Source organism: Streptomyces sp. NEAU-W12 (genome assembly GCF_026242095.1).
GTDB lineage: Bacteria > Actinomycetota > Actinomycetes > Streptomycetales > Streptomycetaceae > Streptomyces.
Window position 1 is genome coordinate 107,792 of record NZ_JAPJDM010000022.1, and the last position, 16,515, is coordinate 124,306.

The 16,515-nt window shown below is 72.4% G+C and carries 18 protein-coding genes and 1 pseudogene; 7 read left to right on the forward strand and 12 right to left on the reverse strand.

The annotated features are described in order from the left end of the window. The 4 genes from ORI94_RS25910 to ORI94_RS25925 are packed head-to-tail and all read left to right on the forward strand — an operon-like array spanning position 1 to position 4,531. Positions 1–1,806, forward strand: coding sequence for a gamma-glutamyltransferase family protein (locus tag ORI94_RS25910; protein WP_266079865.1), 1,806 nt, complete (start codon positions 1–3; stop codon positions 1,804–1,806). A 49-nt stretch (positions 1,807–1,855) separates the two neighbouring features. Continuing rightward, positions 1,856–2,356: a VOC family protein gene (locus ORI94_RS25915; protein ID WP_266079867.1), complete on the forward strand. Its 501-nt coding sequence runs from the start codon at positions 1,856–1,858 to the stop codon at positions 2,354–2,356. After that, the gene (locus ORI94_RS25920) at positions 2,353–3,354 is read left to right on the forward strand and encodes an L-tyrosine 3-hydroxylase (protein WP_266079870.1); all 1,002 of its coding nucleotides are present in this window, start codon (positions 2,353–2,355) and stop codon (positions 3,352–3,354) included. Before ORI94_RS25915 ends, ORI94_RS25920 begins: the two co-directional genes overlap by 4 nt. Beyond that, positions 3,344–4,531: an NAD(P)/FAD-dependent oxidoreductase gene (locus tag ORI94_RS25925; RefSeq protein WP_266079872.1), complete on the forward strand. Its 1,188-nt coding sequence runs from the start codon at positions 3,344–3,346 to the stop codon at positions 4,529–4,531. Before ORI94_RS25920 ends, ORI94_RS25925 begins: the two co-directional genes overlap by 11 nt. A 67-nt stretch (positions 4,532–4,598) precedes the next feature. Here the strand turns inward: ORI94_RS25925 and ORI94_RS25930 are convergent, their stop codons facing one another. Genes ORI94_RS25930 through ORI94_RS25945 form a run of 4 tightly spaced genes read right to left on the reverse strand, consistent with a single transcriptional unit; the run spans position 4,599 to position 8,623 of the window. Further along, positions 4,599–5,105, reverse strand: coding sequence for an aminoacyl-tRNA deacylase (locus ORI94_RS25930; protein WP_266079874.1), 507 nt, complete (start codon positions 5,103–5,105; stop codon positions 4,599–4,601). A gap of 1 nt (position 5,106) precedes the next feature. Further along, on the reverse strand, positions 5,107–5,703 hold the full coding sequence (locus tag ORI94_RS25935; RefSeq protein ID WP_266079876.1) for a flavin reductase family protein: 597 nt from the start codon (positions 5,701–5,703) through the stop codon (positions 5,107–5,109). Beyond that, positions 5,700–7,076 (reverse strand): cation:proton antiporter, encoded by a 1,377-nt coding sequence (locus tag ORI94_RS25940; RefSeq protein WP_266079878.1) that lies wholly within the window; start codon positions 7,074–7,076, stop codon positions 5,700–5,702. The genes ORI94_RS25935 and ORI94_RS25940 overlap by 4 nt, the downstream gene beginning before the upstream one ends. Continuing rightward, positions 7,076–8,623: a tryptophan halogenase family protein gene (locus ORI94_RS25945; protein WP_266079880.1), complete on the reverse strand. Its 1,548-nt coding sequence runs from the start codon at positions 8,621–8,623 to the stop codon at positions 7,076–7,078. The genes ORI94_RS25940 and ORI94_RS25945 overlap by 1 nt, the downstream gene beginning before the upstream one ends. A gap of 225 nt (positions 8,624–8,848) precedes the next feature. Here ORI94_RS25945 and ORI94_RS25950 point away from each other — a divergent pair, with 225 nt between their 5' ends. Both ORI94_RS25950 and ORI94_RS25955 read left to right on the forward strand, forming a co-directional pair. Then, positions 8,849–9,571, forward strand: a complete 723-nt coding sequence (locus ORI94_RS25950; RefSeq protein ID WP_266079882.1) for a response regulator transcription factor — start codon at positions 8,849–8,851, stop codon at positions 9,569–9,571. 477 nt (positions 9,572–10,048) lie between these two features. Continuing rightward, complete coding sequence (locus ORI94_RS25955) at positions 10,049–10,501, forward strand: hypothetical protein (protein ID WP_266079884.1); 453 nt, start codon at positions 10,049–10,051, stop codon at positions 10,499–10,501. Here ORI94_RS25955 and ORI94_RS25960 read toward each other — a convergent pair. Next, positions 10,485–11,120 carry a LysE family translocator gene (locus ORI94_RS25960; RefSeq protein WP_266079886.1) on the reverse strand — a complete coding sequence of 212 codons (636 nt, stop codon included), beginning with the start codon at positions 11,118–11,120 and terminating at the stop codon, positions 10,485–10,487. The genes ORI94_RS25955 and ORI94_RS25960 overlap by 17 nt on opposite strands. A gap of 589 nt (positions 11,121–11,709) precedes the next feature. Between ORI94_RS25960 and ORI94_RS25965 the strand changes: the two are divergent. Continuing rightward, positions 11,710–12,739 (forward strand): annotated as a pseudogene (locus tag ORI94_RS25965) (SDR family oxidoreductase); the annotation flags it as partial. Between the two features lie 79 nt (positions 12,740–12,818). On the opposite strand, the gene ORI94_RS25970 reads toward ORI94_RS25965, so the two are convergent. From ORI94_RS25970 to ORI94_RS26000, 7 genes are read right to left on the reverse strand one after another with little or no spacing between them, the layout of a single operon-like run. Next, a complete protein-coding gene (locus ORI94_RS25970) occupies positions 12,819–13,103 on the reverse strand; it encodes a gas vesicle protein K (protein WP_042164534.1) in 285 nt (94 codons plus the stop codon). Position 13,104: 1 nt separating this feature from the next. Then, positions 13,105–13,287, reverse strand: coding sequence for a gas vesicle protein (locus ORI94_RS25975; RefSeq protein ID WP_003972471.1), 183 nt, complete (start codon positions 13,285–13,287; stop codon positions 13,105–13,107). Beyond that, on the reverse strand, positions 13,284–14,078 hold the full coding sequence (locus ORI94_RS25980; RefSeq protein WP_266079896.1) for a GvpL/GvpF family gas vesicle protein: 795 nt from the start codon (positions 14,076–14,078) through the stop codon (positions 13,284–13,286). The genes ORI94_RS25975 and ORI94_RS25980 overlap by 4 nt, the downstream gene beginning before the upstream one ends. Next, positions 14,075–14,401 carry a gas vesicle protein gene (locus tag ORI94_RS25985; RefSeq protein WP_042164529.1) on the reverse strand — a complete coding sequence of 109 codons (327 nt, stop codon included), beginning with the start codon at positions 14,399–14,401 and terminating at the stop codon, positions 14,075–14,077. Before ORI94_RS25985 ends, ORI94_RS25980 begins: the two co-directional genes overlap by 4 nt. Further along, complete coding sequence (locus tag ORI94_RS25990; protein ID WP_266079897.1) at positions 14,398–15,630, reverse strand: SRPBCC family protein; 1,233 nt, start codon at positions 15,628–15,630, stop codon at positions 14,398–14,400. The genes ORI94_RS25985 and ORI94_RS25990 overlap by 4 nt, the downstream gene beginning before the upstream one ends. Further along, positions 15,627–16,253 (reverse strand): DNA primase, encoded by a 627-nt coding sequence (locus ORI94_RS25995; protein WP_266079898.1) that lies wholly within the window; start codon positions 16,251–16,253, stop codon positions 15,627–15,629. The genes ORI94_RS25990 and ORI94_RS25995 overlap by 4 nt, the downstream gene beginning before the upstream one ends. Continuing rightward, positions 16,250–16,513, reverse strand: coding sequence for a gas vesicle protein GvpG (locus ORI94_RS26000; RefSeq protein WP_266079899.1), 264 nt, complete (start codon positions 16,511–16,513; stop codon positions 16,250–16,252). The genes ORI94_RS25995 and ORI94_RS26000 overlap by 4 nt, the downstream gene beginning before the upstream one ends. Positions 16,514–16,515: the final 2 nt, after the last annotated feature.

The following is a 16,515-nucleotide window of genomic DNA, read 5'->3' on the forward strand; positions in this document are numbered from 1 at the left end:
GTGACGACGCGTCCCGAGCTGCGGGGCACCTTCGGCGCGGTGGCCTCGACGCACTGGCTGGCCTCGGCGGCGGGCATGGCGACCCTGGAGGCCGGCGGCAACGCCTTCGACGCCGCCGCCGCGACCGGCTTCGTCCTCCAGGTCGTCGAACCCCACCTGAACGGACCCGGCGGTGACGTGCCGATCCTCTTCTTCGACGCCGCGGCGGGCCACGCCCGGGTGATCTGCGGACAGGGCCCGATGCCGCAGGCGGCGACGCCCGCGGCGTTCCGGGCCCTCGGCCTGCCCCGGATCCCCGGCTCCGGGCTGCTCCCGGCCACCGTGCCGGGGGCGTTCGGGGCCTGGCTGAAGCTGCTGGAGGAGCACGGCACGATGCGCCTCGGGCAGGTCCTCCAGTACGCCGTCGGCTACGCGGCGGACGGCTACCCGGTCCTGCCGAAGGCCGCCGAGGCCATCGCCGTCCTCGCGGAACTGTTCCGCGAGGAGTGGACGGAGTCCGGCCGCACGTACCTGGTGGACGGCGCACCGCCCCGCCCCCGTTCCCGGCTGCGCAACCCGGCGCTGGCCGAGACCTACCGGCGGATCCTCAAGGAGGCCGAGGCCGCCGGGCCCGGCCGTGAGCAGCAGATACGCGCCGCCCACCAGGCGTTCTACGGCGGTTTCGTCGCCGAGGCCATCGACGCGCACCTGCGCGGCACCGGCGTACTGGACGCCACGGGACGGCGGCACCGGGGCCTGCTCACCGGCGACGACATGGCCCGCTGGGAACCGCGGACGGAGGCCACGGTGAGCCGCGCCTACCGGGGCCTGGAGGTGCACAAGCCGGGCCCGTGGTCGCAGGGCCCGGTCTTCCTCCAGCAGCTCGCCCTGCTGGAGGGGTTCGACCTCGCGGCGATGGGCCTGGACAGCGCCGGCCATCTGCACACCGTGATCGAGTGCGCCAAGCTGGCCTACGCGGACCGGGAGGCCTGGTACGGCGACCCGGACTTCACGGACGTACCCCTGGCCGCGCTGCTGTCCGACGCCTACGCCGACGACCGCCGCCGGCTGGTCGGCGACCGCGCCTGCGACACCCTGCGTCCGGGCGCCCCGGCGGGCCGGCCGCCGTACATCCCGCCGCTGGACCGGGCGGAGCCGCCCGACGGACCTTACTGGCAGGGGCAGTTGTACGACGGACTGCCCACGGTCGTCCCACCGGTCGTGGCGGCGACCGAGGCCCGCGGCGACACCTGCTGTCTGACGGTCACCGACCGGCACGGCAACATGGTGGCCGCCACTCCCAGCGGCGGCTGGCTGAAGAGCTCCCCGGTGGTCCCGGGTCTCGGCTTCCCGCTGGGTACCCGGGGCCAGATGGCCTGGCTGGAGGAGGGCCACCCCAACTCCCTGGCACCGGGCAAGCGGCCCCGGACGACACTGAGCCCCACCCTCGTCGTCCAGGGCGGCCGGGCCCGGCTGGCGTTCGGCACGCCGGGCGGGGACCAGCAGGACCAGTGGACGCTGGGCTTCTTCCTGGCCCACGCCGACTTCGGACTCGACCTGCAACGCGCCACCGAGACCCTCGCCCTCCACTCCGAGCACGTGCCGTCCTCGTTCACGCCCCGCACCCACCGGCCGCTCGGCGTACGGATCGAGAGCCGTCGCTCCGACGAGGTCGCGGCCGACCTCACCCGCCACGGCCACGTGCTCGTGTCCGTCCCCGACTGGTCGCTGGGCAAGGTGTGCGCCGTGGGCGTCGAACCGGACGACGGCCTGCTGCTCGCCGCCGCGTCACCGCGCGGCGAACAGGCGTACGCGATCGCCCGCTGAACCGAACGGACCGGCGCCCTGTGCACCACCGGAAAGGATGACCGAACCCGTGTCCCTCCCCGCGGACGAAACCTCACCGCCCGGCCACGCCCTGCGAGCCGGACTGCACCACTTGGCGGTCGAAACGGCCGACCTCGACAACTGTGTCGCCTGGTACACCGACTTCTTCGGCGGCACCGCCGCCTGGACCCTCGACACCTTCTCCGACCTGACCCGCGACCGGCTGCCCGGCATCACCCGGCTGACCGAGGTGGTGGCCGCCGGCACCCGGTTCCACGTGTTCACCCGTTCCGCCGCGTACGCCCCTCCGCATCCGGACACGCTCCAGTTCCAGCACGTCTGCATGACCGCCGCCACCGCCGGGGAACTGCGGCGGTGGCGGGACCGCTGGCAGCGGCTGTACGACTCCGGACGCTATGTGTTCGCCCGTCCCGAGCCCTCGACGGACATCGTCGTGGACGACGACGGGGTGAGCAGCTTCTACGCCTATGACGTCAACGGTCTGGAGTACGAGTTCACCCACATACCGGCGGAGGCCGAAGGGCGGTGAGCGCGCTGGACGGCAACTCGACCACCGGTCTGCTGGAAGCCGGGGTCGCCGAGTTCGGCGGCCGCGCCTACGGGCTCGAACCCCTGGTGCTGCCGCCCGACCCGGTGCGCGGCAGCGACGACGCTCACCTGACCCGCCGGTACGCGGAGCTTCTCGGCCCGGGTGCGGGCCCGGATGCGGAGCCCCCGCGTGCCCCGGGCGCCCTCGGGCCCCTGAAGGCAGCGGACTCCGAGGAGGAGTTGTTCTGGTTCCGGTGGATCACCGGCCACCAGCTCACCTTCCTGCTCTGGCGGGAACTGGGCCGACGGGCCGCCGAGGCCGTCGCCCCGGCGCCGCCGGACGAGGTGGCCGCGGTGACGCGCCTGGTGCGCGGCTACTCGGCGATGCTGCTGTACACGGCGTCGTGCACCCGGGACGTCTACCACCGGATCGTCAGACCGAGCATGGCGCTGCACCACCCCGCGTTCAGCGGCGCCTGGGCCCGCGACTACGGCCCCGTACGGGCACTGCTCCGGGGCAGGCTCCCCGCCGCCTGGTCCGACGGGGCCGACGCCCTGCTCGAGGAGTGCGCGCTCAACGAAGTCGTGCACGAGGGCATCGCCACGAAGCTGGTGCCCGACGCCCCCTCGTTGCTCCAGACGGCGGCGGGCAACGGCCGTACCCTGCCGCGCGATGTCCGGGCGGTCCTGTTCGACACGTACTTCCTCACCCTCCGCGCGCCCTGTTCGCCCACCGAGGTCGCCGCTCAACTCCTGCGCCGGATACGGGCGGTACGGGAGGACCTGGCGGTCAACGACCTGTACCCGGCGGGCACCTCCAGCCGGGCCGAGAAACCGGACACGCTGCGGACGGGACGGGTCGTGGGAATCGAGCGCGCCGTCCCCCGGCTCCTCGCCTCCATCGCCCGCGACTCCGTACGGCGTACCGCCCCCGAGGCGCCCGCCCCCACCCGCGCGTTCGAGCACCCGTTGGAAGGAAGCGGATCACATGGCGCATGACGTGATCGTGGTCGGCGGCGGCATAGCGGGCTGTGCCGCCGCCGAGCGGCTGGCCGGGCAGGGGCTGAACGTGCTGCTCCTGGAGCGCGGTCCGCTGGCCGGCGGTGCGACCGGCCGCAACCAGGGTGGTCTGCTGCCGAGCCCGTTGCCCGCCTGCGGCGGCCTGTTCGGCGAGGCGGTCGCCTTCTACGAGCGGGCCGAGCGGGAGAGCGAGGTGCCCTTCCGGTTCCGTCCGCACGGCTATCTGCTGGTCGCCGCGGACGAGGAGGGCATGGACCGGGCCCGCGGCCACGGCCACGCCCTGTCCGACGCCGGGTTCCCGGCCCACGAGGTCGGCCCCCGTGAACTGCGGGAACTGGAACCCGGTCTCGCGCCCGACCTGGCGGGCGCGGTCCTCGTCGAGGGCGCCCACGCCCTGCACCCGGTGCTGGCGGCCACGGCCCTGGCCGGGCGGGCCGCCCGCGCGGGCGCCGAGATCCGCACGCACACACCGGTGCGGGGTCTGACGACGGACGGCGACCGGGTCACCGGCGTGGTCACGGACGACGGTCCGCTGCCGGCGGGCGCGGTGGTGCTCGCGGCGGGGCCGTGGTCGCGGAGCCTGGCCCAGCAGGCCGGGAGCGACGTGCCGGTCTTCGGGGCCCGTGGCTGGCTGCTGCGCACCGCGCCGGTCACGGGCGCGGTGTTCCGCCACACGCTCATGCAGTCCACCTGGCACGGCCCGGTCGGACTGAAGCGCAACGGACCACCGCTGCTGGCCGACGTCGCCGCGCCCGCGCCCACCGCCACCCGGGTGGTCTTCTCCCTCCAGCCGTTGCCCGGTGGGGAGGTCGTGCTCGGTTCCAGCGCCGGCCCGGCGCTGCAACTCGACGACGTACGGGACGGCGAGGAAGCGGTCGCGCTGATCGCGGCGGCGGCCGCCCGGCACGCCCCGGTGCTGGCCAAGACACCGGTACGCGCGGCCTGGTCGGGGGTGCGCCCGATGTCCCCCGACGGCCTGCCCGTCGTCGGCCCGGCGTCCGGGGCGCCGGGGCTGTGGCTGCTCACCGGCTTCGGCATCGACGGCATGCCGCTGGCCCCCGGCACCGCCCGGCTGCTCACGGAGTACCTGATGTCCGGCCACCGCCCGGCCGCCGCCGAGCCGTTCACCCCGGAACGGTTCGACGAGGAGGGCTGAGCCGAACGGAACGGAGGCGGTGCAAGCTCTCCCTGTACGAGCTCTCCCTGTAAGAAGCCAGTTCCTCTTAAGAAGCCAGTTCCTCGATCTTCGGCCCCACCAGTTCGATCAACCGCGCGGCCTCGATCACCACGGTCCGGTCGGCACGTCCGCTGCCGCAGTACACGGTCCCCATGCGCGTCACCGACGCGTCGAAGACGATCACGACGTCCGGCAGGTCGCACACAGGGCTCGCGCCCCCCGGTTCCATGCCCAGCAGGCTCAGCTCGCCGGGTTCGGCCTGCCGGAGCTTGGACCGGGACACGCCCGCCGCCCGGGCCAGCCTGCCGTAGTTGACGCGACCGGTGACGGGCAGCGCGGCGAGCACGAAGCCGTCTTCGGCCGTCCGGAAGACCATGGTCTTCAGTAACTGCTCGGTGGAGAGGCCGAGTTTGGTTTCGGCGTCCTCCTGTCCCACGATCGGGACGTGGTCGAGGACCGTGAACGGCACCCCGGACTTGCGGAGCACCTCCTCGGGTGTCAGGACACCGGTGGGCTCCACGGGCTGGGACGGCTGCTGGGACGGCTGGGACATCTCACTCCTCGTCGGCCGGATCCGGCCGGGACCGGCCGGGCTCCGTCACGCTACCGCTCGTCGGCCACACGGCGTAGCGGCGCAACCCGTACAGCAGCGGAACCCGTTCGGGCCCGGCGGCGACGCTGACCCGGGTCACCCGGCCGAAGACGACGGTGTGGTCCCCGACCTGCCGTACGCCGTCGACCCGGCAGTCGCCCACGGCGTGCGCGGCGTCCCGCAGATGTGGGCCGGCCGCGATCTCGTCGGGCAGATGCCAGGCCGTCCGCCGGAACCGGTCCGGGTCACCGGAGGCGAACAGCTCCGCCACGTCCCGCGCGGAGTGGTGCAGCAGGTTGACGCTGAACGCGCCGGTGCGCTCCAGCGCGGCCAGCGTGGGGCTGCCGCTGCGCAGGCACACCAGGAGCACAGGCGGGCTGAGGGAGACGGCGCACAGGGACGAGCAGGTCATGCCCCAGGGCCGGCCGGCACCGTCCATCGCCCCGATCACCGCGACACCGGTGGGGAACAGGGACATCAGGGCCCTGAAGTCGCCCTCGCCCACAACCGTCGCGTCGAGGGCCGTGGTCGCCGCGGCAGCCGTGTCGGGCCTCGTCATGAGGACAGCTCCTCGGACGCGGGACGGGGCGGTGCTCCGGTGGCACGCTGGGCCGGTACGCCGGTGGTGGGGCGGGCCGGTGCTCCGACGGCCGCGCGGCGGCGGTCCGTGAGCGACAGCAGCGGGCCGGTGGCGGCCGTGGTCACCAGCGCCATCAGCACCAGGGCGAGGAAGAGCCCGGGAGAGAGGATGGCGGCCGACAGTCCGGCCTGCAGCACGGCGATCTCCGTCAGGCCACGGGTGTTCATGAGCACCCCGAAGCGCAGCGCCGTCCCGGCGGGCAGCCGCGCGAGACGTGCGCCAGCGTAACCGCCGCCCAGTTTCGCCGCGGTGGCGAGCAGCAGCACCAGGGCGAAGGTCGCCCAGGAAAAGCCGTCCGGCCCGTCGGTGGAGACCTGGAGCCCGGCCGTCACGAAGAACACCGGCACGAACAACAGCCCACACCGCTCCACGGCCCGCACGACTCTGGTCCGCACCCCCGACTCACCGTCCCGCGAGCCCGGCTCACCGTCCCGCAGCCCCGACTCCTCGTCCCGCGACCCTTGTTCGCCGTCCCGGGGCACAGCGAGCCCGACCAGTACGGCTCCGAAGATCGCCGTGAGCCCCGCCCGCTCGGTGGCCACGGCCGCCGCGACGGCGACCGCGCCCAGCACGAACGCGGCGGCGGCCGGCCGCCGGGCGCACAGCCTGCCGACGGCCGCCCGGCCGAGCAGCCGTCGGAGCAGCACGGCCGCCACCACTCCGCCGGCGATCACCGCGAGCGCCCGCATGAGCCGCCCGCCGCCCTCCGCCGCGGCGGCCAGCGCCGCGGTCAGGACCAGCCAGGTCAGGGCGTCGATGGAGACGGCGACGAGCAGGGACAGCCGGCCCTCGGTGGTGTCCTCGATGCCCCGGTCGGTGAGGATCCGCGCCAGCACCGGCACGGCCGTGACGGCGAAGGCGGCGGCGAGCAGCAGCACCAGCGCCGCGGTGGGCGCCGTACCGCGCTCTCCCGGCGTGTCCCGCCACACCACCCACACGGACAGCAGCGCCCCGGCCAGCAGCCCGGGCAGCAGGGAGCCCGCCAGCAGTCGGCCGTACGCGCGCGGCGACAGCTCGCCGCGGCGCGGCCGCGCACTGTGCCCGACGCCCGTCAGGTACAGCGCGAGACCGGCCAGGCCGACGGTGTGCAGATGGTCGGTGACCGGGGGCGGCAGCAGCGTCCCGACGAGATCGGGTCCGGCGGCCGCCGTCAGGAGGGGGACGACGACCAGGCCGAGGGCGATCTCCCCGATGACGGGCGGCTGGCGCACCAGCGTCGCCGCCCGGCGGGCCGGCCGGGCCAGGGCGAGCACCACGGCCAGCACCGCCAGGGCCTGGAGGGCGTACGCCATCAGCGCAGCCCCGAGAGGTACTCCACCTGGCTGGGCAGGGTCTCGACCAGTTTCCGCGCCTGTTCCCGGACCCGGGCCAGCTCGGTGCGCGCCGCGCGGGTGTCGAGGAGGTCCAGCGCGGGCGGGTGGCGCAGCGGGATGCCGCCGAGGCCGAGGGCCATGCAGACATAGCTGTAGGGCTCGAAGGCGTGGTAATAGGGGTAAGTGGTGTCGTTGTCGGGGAGTTTGCTCTGCCACTGCTCCAGGCGCATGGCCATGTCGCCGGGCACCGCGCGCTTCTTCGCGTCGCGCCAGTAGTCGTTGTCCACGCGGGCGGCGCCCCGGTAGTGCAGGATCAGGAACTCGCGGACGCCCTCGACGGCCCGGGCCGTGCTGAGGTTGTACGTGTCGCGCAGTACCGGGTCCCGGTCGGTGCCGGGGAAGTACCTGACGAGTTGTTCAATCGCGTGCTGGATGAGGAAGATCCCGGTCGACTGCAGCGGTTCGACGAAGCCGGCGGACAGGCCGATGCCCACGCAGTTCTTCACCCAGGCCCGGTTGGAGCGGCCGATCCGCATCCGGATGTGGTTGGCCTCCAGGTCCGCGGCGGCGGGCCCGACGAAGTCGCGCAGGGTGCGCTCGGCCTCCTCGGGTTCGCAGTAGTCGCTCGCGTAGACGTATCCGGTGCCGATGCGGTCGTACAGCGGGATCGTCCAGATCCATCCGGTGTCCTGGGCGGTGGCCGTGGTGCACGGCCTGATGCCCTCCACGGCGGTGTCGACGGGGACCCGCAGGGCCACCGCGCGGTCGTTGGGCAGCGCGTCCTGGAAGGAGATGAACGGCTCGTCGAGGGCGTCGCCGAGCAGCCGGCTGCGGAAGCCCGAGCAGTCGACGTAGAGGTCGGCGGTCAGGTCGCCGTGCTCGCGGGTGACGAGGCGGTCGATCCAGCCCTGCTCGTCGAGACGTACGTCCACGACGTCGTCGATGATCCGGCGGACGCCGCGTTCGACGGCGTACCGGCTCAGGAAGTCGGCGAGGAGGGAGGCGTCGAAGTGGTAGGCGTAGGGGAACTGGGTGTTCTGCTCGGCGAGCGTGGTCCGGTACAGCGGACGGTCGGGGTCCTCGTCGAAGTCCTGCTCGAAGAGCCGGTGGTCCAGGTACCGGGGGGACGCCTTGGCGTCGCAGAGCCAGGGTATGAGGAAGCAGTCCCGGTCGAAGGTGTCGCTCTCGCCGACCTTCTGCCACCAGTCGGTGAGCGGTACCCCGTCGACGACCCGCATCCGTTCGAACGGGTGGTAGAAGTACGTGCCGGGCGCCCGCCAGTTCTCCAGGCGCACCGCCAGTTTGTAGGTGCCGTTGCACTCCGGCATCCAGTCGGCCTCGCTGAGACCGAGATAGTCGAAGAAGTGGCGGACCGTACTGAAGGTGGCCTCTCCCACCCCGATGGTGCCGATCCGCCGGGACTCCACCACGGTGACGTCGACGCTGTCCGCGAAGGCCGCCCGCAGGTAGGAGGCGGTCATCCACCCAGCCGTTCCACCGCCAAGGATCACCACGCTCTGTGTCATGTCTCGTGACCCTAGGGGTGATCGCCGGGCGTCGTCTTCGGCAGATCGGACCGACCCCGGCAGGGCCCTGCGTCGAACGGACTAGGCCGAAGTGACCAACTCCGCCCTTATGCACTTGCCAGCTAAATGTGGCGAAAAATCGCGCGCTTCCTGGAGGGAATGTGAGTCAGGATGAGGTGCTGTTCGATTCCGTCCATTGCCGCGACTCGCGGCGCAGGGGGGCTCGTGGCCGAGGCTCGATCCGACCAGAATCCAGCATCGGGCGACCTGGTCGGCGACGGGAAACCGGAACTTTTACGCATTTTCCTCATCGACGATTCGAGTCTGGTGCACGCCGGACTCATCCACGTACTACGCGAATATCCTGATCTGACCCTCGTCGGCAGCGCCCGCGACAGTCCCACGGCGCTCGAAGCGATGCTCGACTCCTCGCTGGACGTGCTCGTCATCAACACCGCCTGCCGGTCCATCGACGTGGTGAACCTGATGCACCGGGTCGTCCACTACTCCGGCGCCGGCGTCTCGCGGATGCTGCTGCTGACCAACGACGCGAACACCCCCCTCCACGCGGAGGCCGAGAAGCTGGGCGCCGGGGGTGTGGTGCTGGCCTGGGAGGAGCCGGAGTTCCTGGTGTCCGCGATCAGACTCGTCTCCGGGGGCTACCGGATCGGCATACCCGAGCGGGCAGAGCCCGACCGCACCCCGCCCCGCCGGCAGTCTGTCCGCCACACGGCGCTCGACCTGCTCACACTCCGCGAGAGGCAGGTCCTCAAACTCCTGGCACGCGGCATGAAGAACGCCGAGATCGCCGGAGAACTGGTGGTCAGCGAGAGTACGGTCAAGACGCACGTACAGAACCTGCTGATCAAGCTCGGCCTGCGGAACCGGGCCAGCGCGGTCGCGGTCGCGTACGAGCTGGGCGTCACCCGGGCCGAATGGGCGGGTTGACACGGTCGAACGGGGACCGGCTGAGACGGCCGGCCAACGACGGCCACGTCAACGACGACGCCGACAGCCGCGTCAACCACCACGGCGGCCGCGCCGCCCGTGCCCCGCCACCGGCCACCGGCCCGACCCCCGACGCAGTCCGTCAGTCCGACACCCCAAGGGAACGCATGCGCCTCCTGCTTCCGACCTTCTACCACGGCCCCGGTCATGTGGTCCGGTGCGCCCGGGTGGGCGCCGAGCTCGCCGCCGCCGGCGCCGAGGTGCTGGTGGGTACGGCGGAGCCCGCCCGGCACATCGTCGCCGCGCGCGGCCTCGACTCGTTCGCGGTCACCGAGTTACCGCCCTTCCCTCCCAGGCGGGCGGACGAGGAGCCGCCGCCTCCGGCCGCGGACGGCCGGATCCGCCTCGCCGACCCGGACTGTCTGGCGACAACGCCGGCCGAGGAGCGGGCCGCCATCCGGGTTCGGGCCCGACCTGGTGATCGTCGACTTCCGCGTCACGGGCGCCGTGTCGGCGGCGCTGGAGGGCGTACCGGCGGCCTGGATCGTCGACACCGGCTTCTTCTCGTTCCCCTTTCCGCAGGTCGTACGGGACGTCGTACCGGAGTTGGAGCGACTCGGTGTGCCGCCGGAGACCGCGCGGCGGATCCTCGGTGACGTCCTCTGCATCCCGGACTGGTCCCGCTTCGACCCGCTGTCGGGCATCGACTCCGCCGAATCCGGCGCGGCCCTGCGGTCGCTGGACGAGATCCGGCACGTCGGCCCGGTACTCAAGGAATCGCCCGCCCGCATGCCGTCCCGCGCCGAGGCCCGCAAACGGAACCCTGGACGCCTGACACCGCGTCAACCGCGTGACACCACGTCGGCGCGGGCGGGTCATGTCCCGGCCCGTCCCACCCCCGTACGCCGACGGCTCATTCCCGCCCGCTGAACGCCAGCCGGACCCCCAGGCCGACCATCACGACGCCCGACGCCCCACCGATCCACGACAGCCGACGCGGCGACCTGGCCAGCCAGTTGCGGGCCGTTCCGGCGAGGAGGCCCCAGGTCGCGTCGGAGACCAGCGCGATCAGGACACAGATCGTGCCCAGCAGCAACAGCTGCATCTGCGCGTTCCCCGTGGAAGGGTCGACGAACTGCGGCAGCACCGCACCGAAGATCAACAGGCCCTTGGGGTTGCTCACCCCGACGACGAAGCCCTCCCGGAAGACCCGGCCCGGACGGCCCGCCCCCGACGCGCCCTGCTCCTGGACCATCAGCTGCTTGCGATGCCGCCAGGCCTGCACACCGAGGTAGACGAGGTAGAGGGCACCCGCGAACTTCAGGATGGAGAACACCAGATAGGAGCGGGCGAGCACCTCCCCGAGCCCCAGCGCCACGAGGACCACCTGGATGAGGAGCCCCGCCTCGTTCCCCACCGCCGTGGACACGGCGGCCCGCCGGCCCAGCGTCACTCCCCGACTCACCACGAACAGGACACTCGGTCCTGGCACAGCGATCAGTACGGTCACAACGGTCAGGAAGACAGCGAGACGCTCTAATCCGATCACGCCCACAGGATACGCACCACGCCTCCAACACCTCGGCCGTTTCGGCGATCCGCCCAAGGCCCACAACCGCGTGCGGCCCCACACACGGGTCACGCCTGCGCGACCGTGCCGAGCGCCTGGCCCGGCGGCCGCCTTGACATGGCCGGCAGCGCCGGGAGAGGAAGCGCCAGAGGGGCGATCCGGTGCGGCGTACGCGAGACGGAAGGGACCGGTGGAGCCGAGGAGCCCGCTCACAGCGACGCCTGCGGTGACCGCACCGACGTGGTGGAAGAGGTTCAGTCGCGCCGGCACGACCTCCGAGGCGGCGGGACTCACACGAGCAGCGTCCGCAGGTGCGTGATGCCTCCACTGGGGACGTGCCACCGCGCGCGAGCCTGCTGTCCCTCAGCACCTCCCCTCCTGCCGTGCCGGCCTTGACCAGGAAGTGGGGAGTGGGAAGCTGCCGGCTCTGTGAAAGCGCGAGGCCATGGGGGTGGACACCACGTGGTGTCCACCCCCATGGCATTGTCGGGGCCCGCCGGGGCCGTGCGGGTTTCCGGCGACCGGGTACTCGGCAGGCGTCACAACCGTCGCTGAGAGGAGCTGCCGGATGACCGGCACAGTGGACAGCAGGGTGGTGGTCACGGGCGCGACCGGCAACGTGGGGACGAGCCTCGTCCGTCTTCTGTCCGAGGACCCGCAGGTCGAGTGGGTACGGGGCGTCGCCCGGCGGAAACCCGATCCGATCCTGCCGAGGACCGAGTGGCACAGCGTCGATCTCGCGTCCGACCGGGCCGACCCGACGGAGGTGTTCCGCGGGGCGACCGCCGTGGTGCATCTGGCGTGGGCGTTCCAGCCCACGCACGATCCGGCGAGCACCTGGCGGACCAACGTGCTCGGCAGCATGAAGGTGTTCGAGGCGGCCGCCGCGGCGGGGGTGCCGACGCTCGTGCACGCCTCCTCGGTGGGCGCCTACTCCCCCGGCCCCAAGGACCGGGCCGTCGACGAGTCCTGGCCGACGCATGGCTGGCCGGACGCCGCCTACTGCCGTGAGAAGGCGTATCTGGAACGGGCCCTGGACGTCTTCACCCGCGATCACACCGACGTGCGGGTCGTGCGCATGCGCCCGGCGTTCCTGTTCAAGCGGGAGTCGGCGAGCGAGCAGCGCCGCATCTTCGGCGGGCGCTTCCCTCCCCGGCCCGGCGGCCCGCCCCGACCTGCTGCCCTTCCTCCCGGACATCCCCGGCCTGACCGTGCAGGTCCTGCACACGGACGACGCCGCCCGGGCCTACCGGCTGGCCGTGCACTCGGATCAGGCCCGCGGCGCCTTCAACCTCGCGGCCGACCCCGTGGTCGGCAGCGGCCTCCTCGCCGGGATGCCCGGCGTGCGCCCGCTCCGGCTGCCCCGTACCGCGGCCCGGTCCGTCATCGCCGCCGGGTGGGGACTCCGTCTCCTTCCCGCCTCGCCCCACCTCTTCGACGCGGTCCTGCGGATGCCCCTGATGGACTGCTCCCGTGCCCGTACGGAGCTGGGCTGGCGACCGGAACACGACGCCACGGAGGTACTGCGGGAGTTCCTGGACGGGGTGCGGCACGGCGCGGGCGCCGACACCGCACCCCTGCGGGGGCACAAGGTCGGCCGAAGGGGCGCGGGGCGCCCCGTCCTGTGCGAGTGGCCCCCGCCCCGGGCAAGGGAACGGGGCCGCTGCCCCGGGAGGCTCACTCCCGGGGCAGCAGCGGTCCCAGCGGCCCGAGGTCGAGGTTCAGGTCCTCGGGCCGCAGACCGTACCGGTCGCGCAGCTCGGCCATGCGGTCGTCGAGCAGCATCAGGGTGAGCCCGATCCGCTCCTCCTGTTCCTCGCTCAGGTCTCCCTCGTCGACGCGGCGCAGGGCCTGGCGCTCCATGAGCTGACGCAGCAGCTCCACCACGGTCAGCACCAGCTTGATCAGGTCCCGCTCGACCGTGTCGGGTTCGAGGTCGAGGCTCTTGCGGCGGTCGGTCACGTCAATCCCCAAACGGCGACGGAACATTGCGGTTGACCGAGCTGATCAACGCGTTGAGGTCGATGCGGACCAGGTCGACGTCCGCGATGCGCAGCGTGACGTCGCCGGTGATGACGACCCCGCCGGCCAGCAGCCGGTCGAGCAGGTCCACAAGGGCGATCTCACGGCGTTCGACGACCGTCACGGGCCCTCCCCCTGGGTGTCCGCGTCGGCGGTGTCGTCACCGGCGAAGGAGTACGCCGCCCACGGACCGGTGAGTTCCACACGCATTCCGGGTCCGTCGTCCTTCGTACGGTCCACCAGGTCCACGAACTCCTCGGAGACCTCCCGCCGCACCAGGTAGGCGGCGTTGAGGACGTTCTGGCCGGAGGCTCCGGAGAGGCCGGGGTCCTGCGGCGCGTGCAGCCGCGCGTCGTCGGCCCGGGAGGACAGCGTCCCGTGCAGGCGCGTCGCGAACTCTTCGGCCCTGGACCACAGGTCCTCCTTCGCCCGTGTCCGCATGCGCCGCTGCCGCAGGTAGTCCCGGCCCGTGGCGGGCTTTGCCGTGGGCTCCGCCGGGGCCGCCGACCGCTCGGGCTCCGTCTCGGCGTACACCTTGACGCCCCACTCCACGCACCCGTCCAGCCTGTCCAGCGTGCGCCGGAAGGCTTCCGCGCGCTCCTCCATCATCGCCCGTACACCGTTGTCGTCCCGGAAGACGGTCGCCAGCCGGAGCGGCAGCGGGGTGGTGGCGGTGGTCAGCGCGGCGATGACCTCCTGGTGGGCCCGTGCGGTCCCGGCGAGCCAGTCCAGGTCCTCCAGGCGGGCCCGCAGCGCCTCCTCGGAGAAGTCGTCCTCGGACACCTGACCGACCACGGCGACCAGGTCGTGGTGGTTCAGCAGCCGGGGCGGGTCACCCGCGACCCCGGCCGGCAGGGCCGGGAGGGGCGCGTCGCCGGGGCGGCAGACCGCGTAGACGTAGCGCAGCCCTGTCATGGTGCCTCCCTCGGTACGCGCCCCGCGTCCAGTTCGCGCAGGCGTTCACGCAACTCGGCGTTCTCACGGGTCAGTTCGTCCTGCCTGGCGCGCGAGGAGAGAGCGGGGTCGCTCTCCCACCAGTCGATGCCCATTTCCTTGGCCTTGTCGACGGAGGCGACGATGAGCCGCAGCTTGATGGTGAGCAGCTCGATGTCGAGCAGGTTGATCCGGATGTCGCCCGCGATGACGACTCCCTTGTCGAGCACCCGTTCCAGGATGTCGGCGAGGTTGGCGCCCTGTCCCTGGCCGTAGGAGTCGGGCAGTCGGCTGGGTGTGGTCATCGCCGGCTCCCGCGGCCGGCGTCCTCGTCACGGGGCGCGTCCTCGTCACGGGGCGCGTCCTCGTCACGGGGCGCGTCCTCGTCCTCGCGAGCTTCCTCGCCCTCCTCGTACTCGGGCTCGGGCTCCTCCTCGGCCTCAGGCTCGCCCTCAAGCTCTTCCTCGTACTCGCCCTCGGGCTCTTCCTCGTACTCGGGCTCGGGCTCTTCCTCGTACTCGGCCTCGGGCTCCTCCTCGTACTCGGGCTCGGGCTCCTCCTCGTACTCGCCCTCCGCATCGCCCTCCTCCTCGGCGTACGGAGCTTCCTCGTCGTCCTCGTGCGCGCCTTCCGCCTCCTGCTCCTCGCTCTCCTGCTCCTCCGCGACGGCGTCCTCGTGGCTGCGGACGACCTCGCCGTCGCGGATCTCGCCGCGCCAGCCGTCGTCGGCCTCGCCCTTGAGGGTGATGTGGCGGACGTAGTTCTTCAGGTCGAGGCGGGCCCGGCGGCCCTGGGCGCGCCAGATGTTGCCGGTCTTCTCGAACAGGCCCTTGGGGTAGTACTCGATGACCAGGACCACGCGGGTGAGGTTGTCGGCGAGCCGGTGGAAGCTGACGACGCCCTTGGTCGTGCCCTTGGCGCCCTCCGACGTCCAGGAGATCCGGTCGTCGGGTACCTGCTCGGTGGTCTTCGCCTTCCAGCTGCGGTTGGACCAGAAGACCTTCATCTGCCAGTCGGAGGAGGTGTCGTCGGCGCGGCTCGCGCTCTTGACGCCCTTGGCGAAGGTGCTGAAGTCCTGGTACTGGGTCCACTGGTCGTAGGCCGTGCGCAGCGGTACGCCGACGTCGGCGTACTCGATGATGACGGTCGGCTTCTGGCCCCCGCCGCCCTTGCGCCTGCCCTTGCCGCCGCCGAGGTTCTTGACGGCGCCGACCACGTTGTCCTTCACCTTGGAGGCGCCGACCTCGAACGCGGCCCGCACCGGGCTCTTGCCCTCGGCGAGCTTGCGTCCGCCGTCGAGGGCGAGCTTGGCGAAACCGGGGCTGTTGCCCTCGGCTATGTCGTTGAGCTTGCCGGTGGTCTCGCCGAGCTTGCGGCCGGCGCCGGTCAGCAACCGCTGGGCCTGGGCGGCGAGGTAGTCCTGGACCTCCGACTTGAGACGGTCGGCGGCCTCGCTCCTGGCCACGTCGGTGAGCGGGTTCTTCTTCGCCGCGCTGCCCGCCGTGGAGGCCGCGGAACCGAGCGTGCCGCTCATCGCTCACCCCCGCCCTTCGACTGCCGGGCTCCGGCCCCTCGGGCGGCGCTCCTGGCCCCGGCCGTCTTCTTGGCGGCCGTCTTCTTGGCCGCCGCCTTCTTCGCGGGGGCCTTCTTCGCGGGTGCTCGCGCCGCGGTCTTCTCCGCGGCCCGCTCGCCTCTCGGCTCGCGCCGTTCCCCGCGCCGCCCGTCGCGGCCGCCCTGCTCCTCCGCCTGCTCGTCCTCGCGCTCGGCGCGCGACTCCGAGTCCTCCGAGGCCTCGGAGTCGCGGGAGTGGCCGGACGCCGCGCCCCGCACCTGGGACGTCACGCCGGAGAGGTGGTCGCGCACCTGGGCGGTGCGCCCGTGCAGACGGTCGGCGAGCGCGTCGATCTGCCGCTCGACCAGGGCGCCCGAGGCCGCCTTGCCCACGCCCCGGAAATCCGTGCGCAGCTGATCCCCGATCTCCTTGAACTGCGGGTTGTTCTGCAGCTGCGTGGTGACCAGTTCCGCTACGCCCTTCGGGGTCAGGTTCATCTTCTTGCCGGCCACCATCGTGCCCACGGCGACCGCGAGTTTCAGTTTCTTCGTACGTCCCAGCAGATAGCCGGCCCCCACCGCGAGGCCAAGTCCCACTCGATTCATGGTGCCGTACCGTTGCCCAATCCCGCGCTGCTGCGCGAAGCGATCTCCAGCCGGTCCAACAGCTCGTCCTCCAACCGGTCGAACTCCTCCTCGGTGATCTCCCCCGCATCCAACCGCTTTTCCAGAGCAGCCAGTTCGGCCCGGACGGTAGCGGGGTCGTAGTAGATCCGCTCGGCCTCGTCCACCACCTGTCCGATGACCCAGGCGCTGGCGCGCACCGGGGCGAACGGCAGCATCAGGACCTCCGTGATCAGTCCCACGT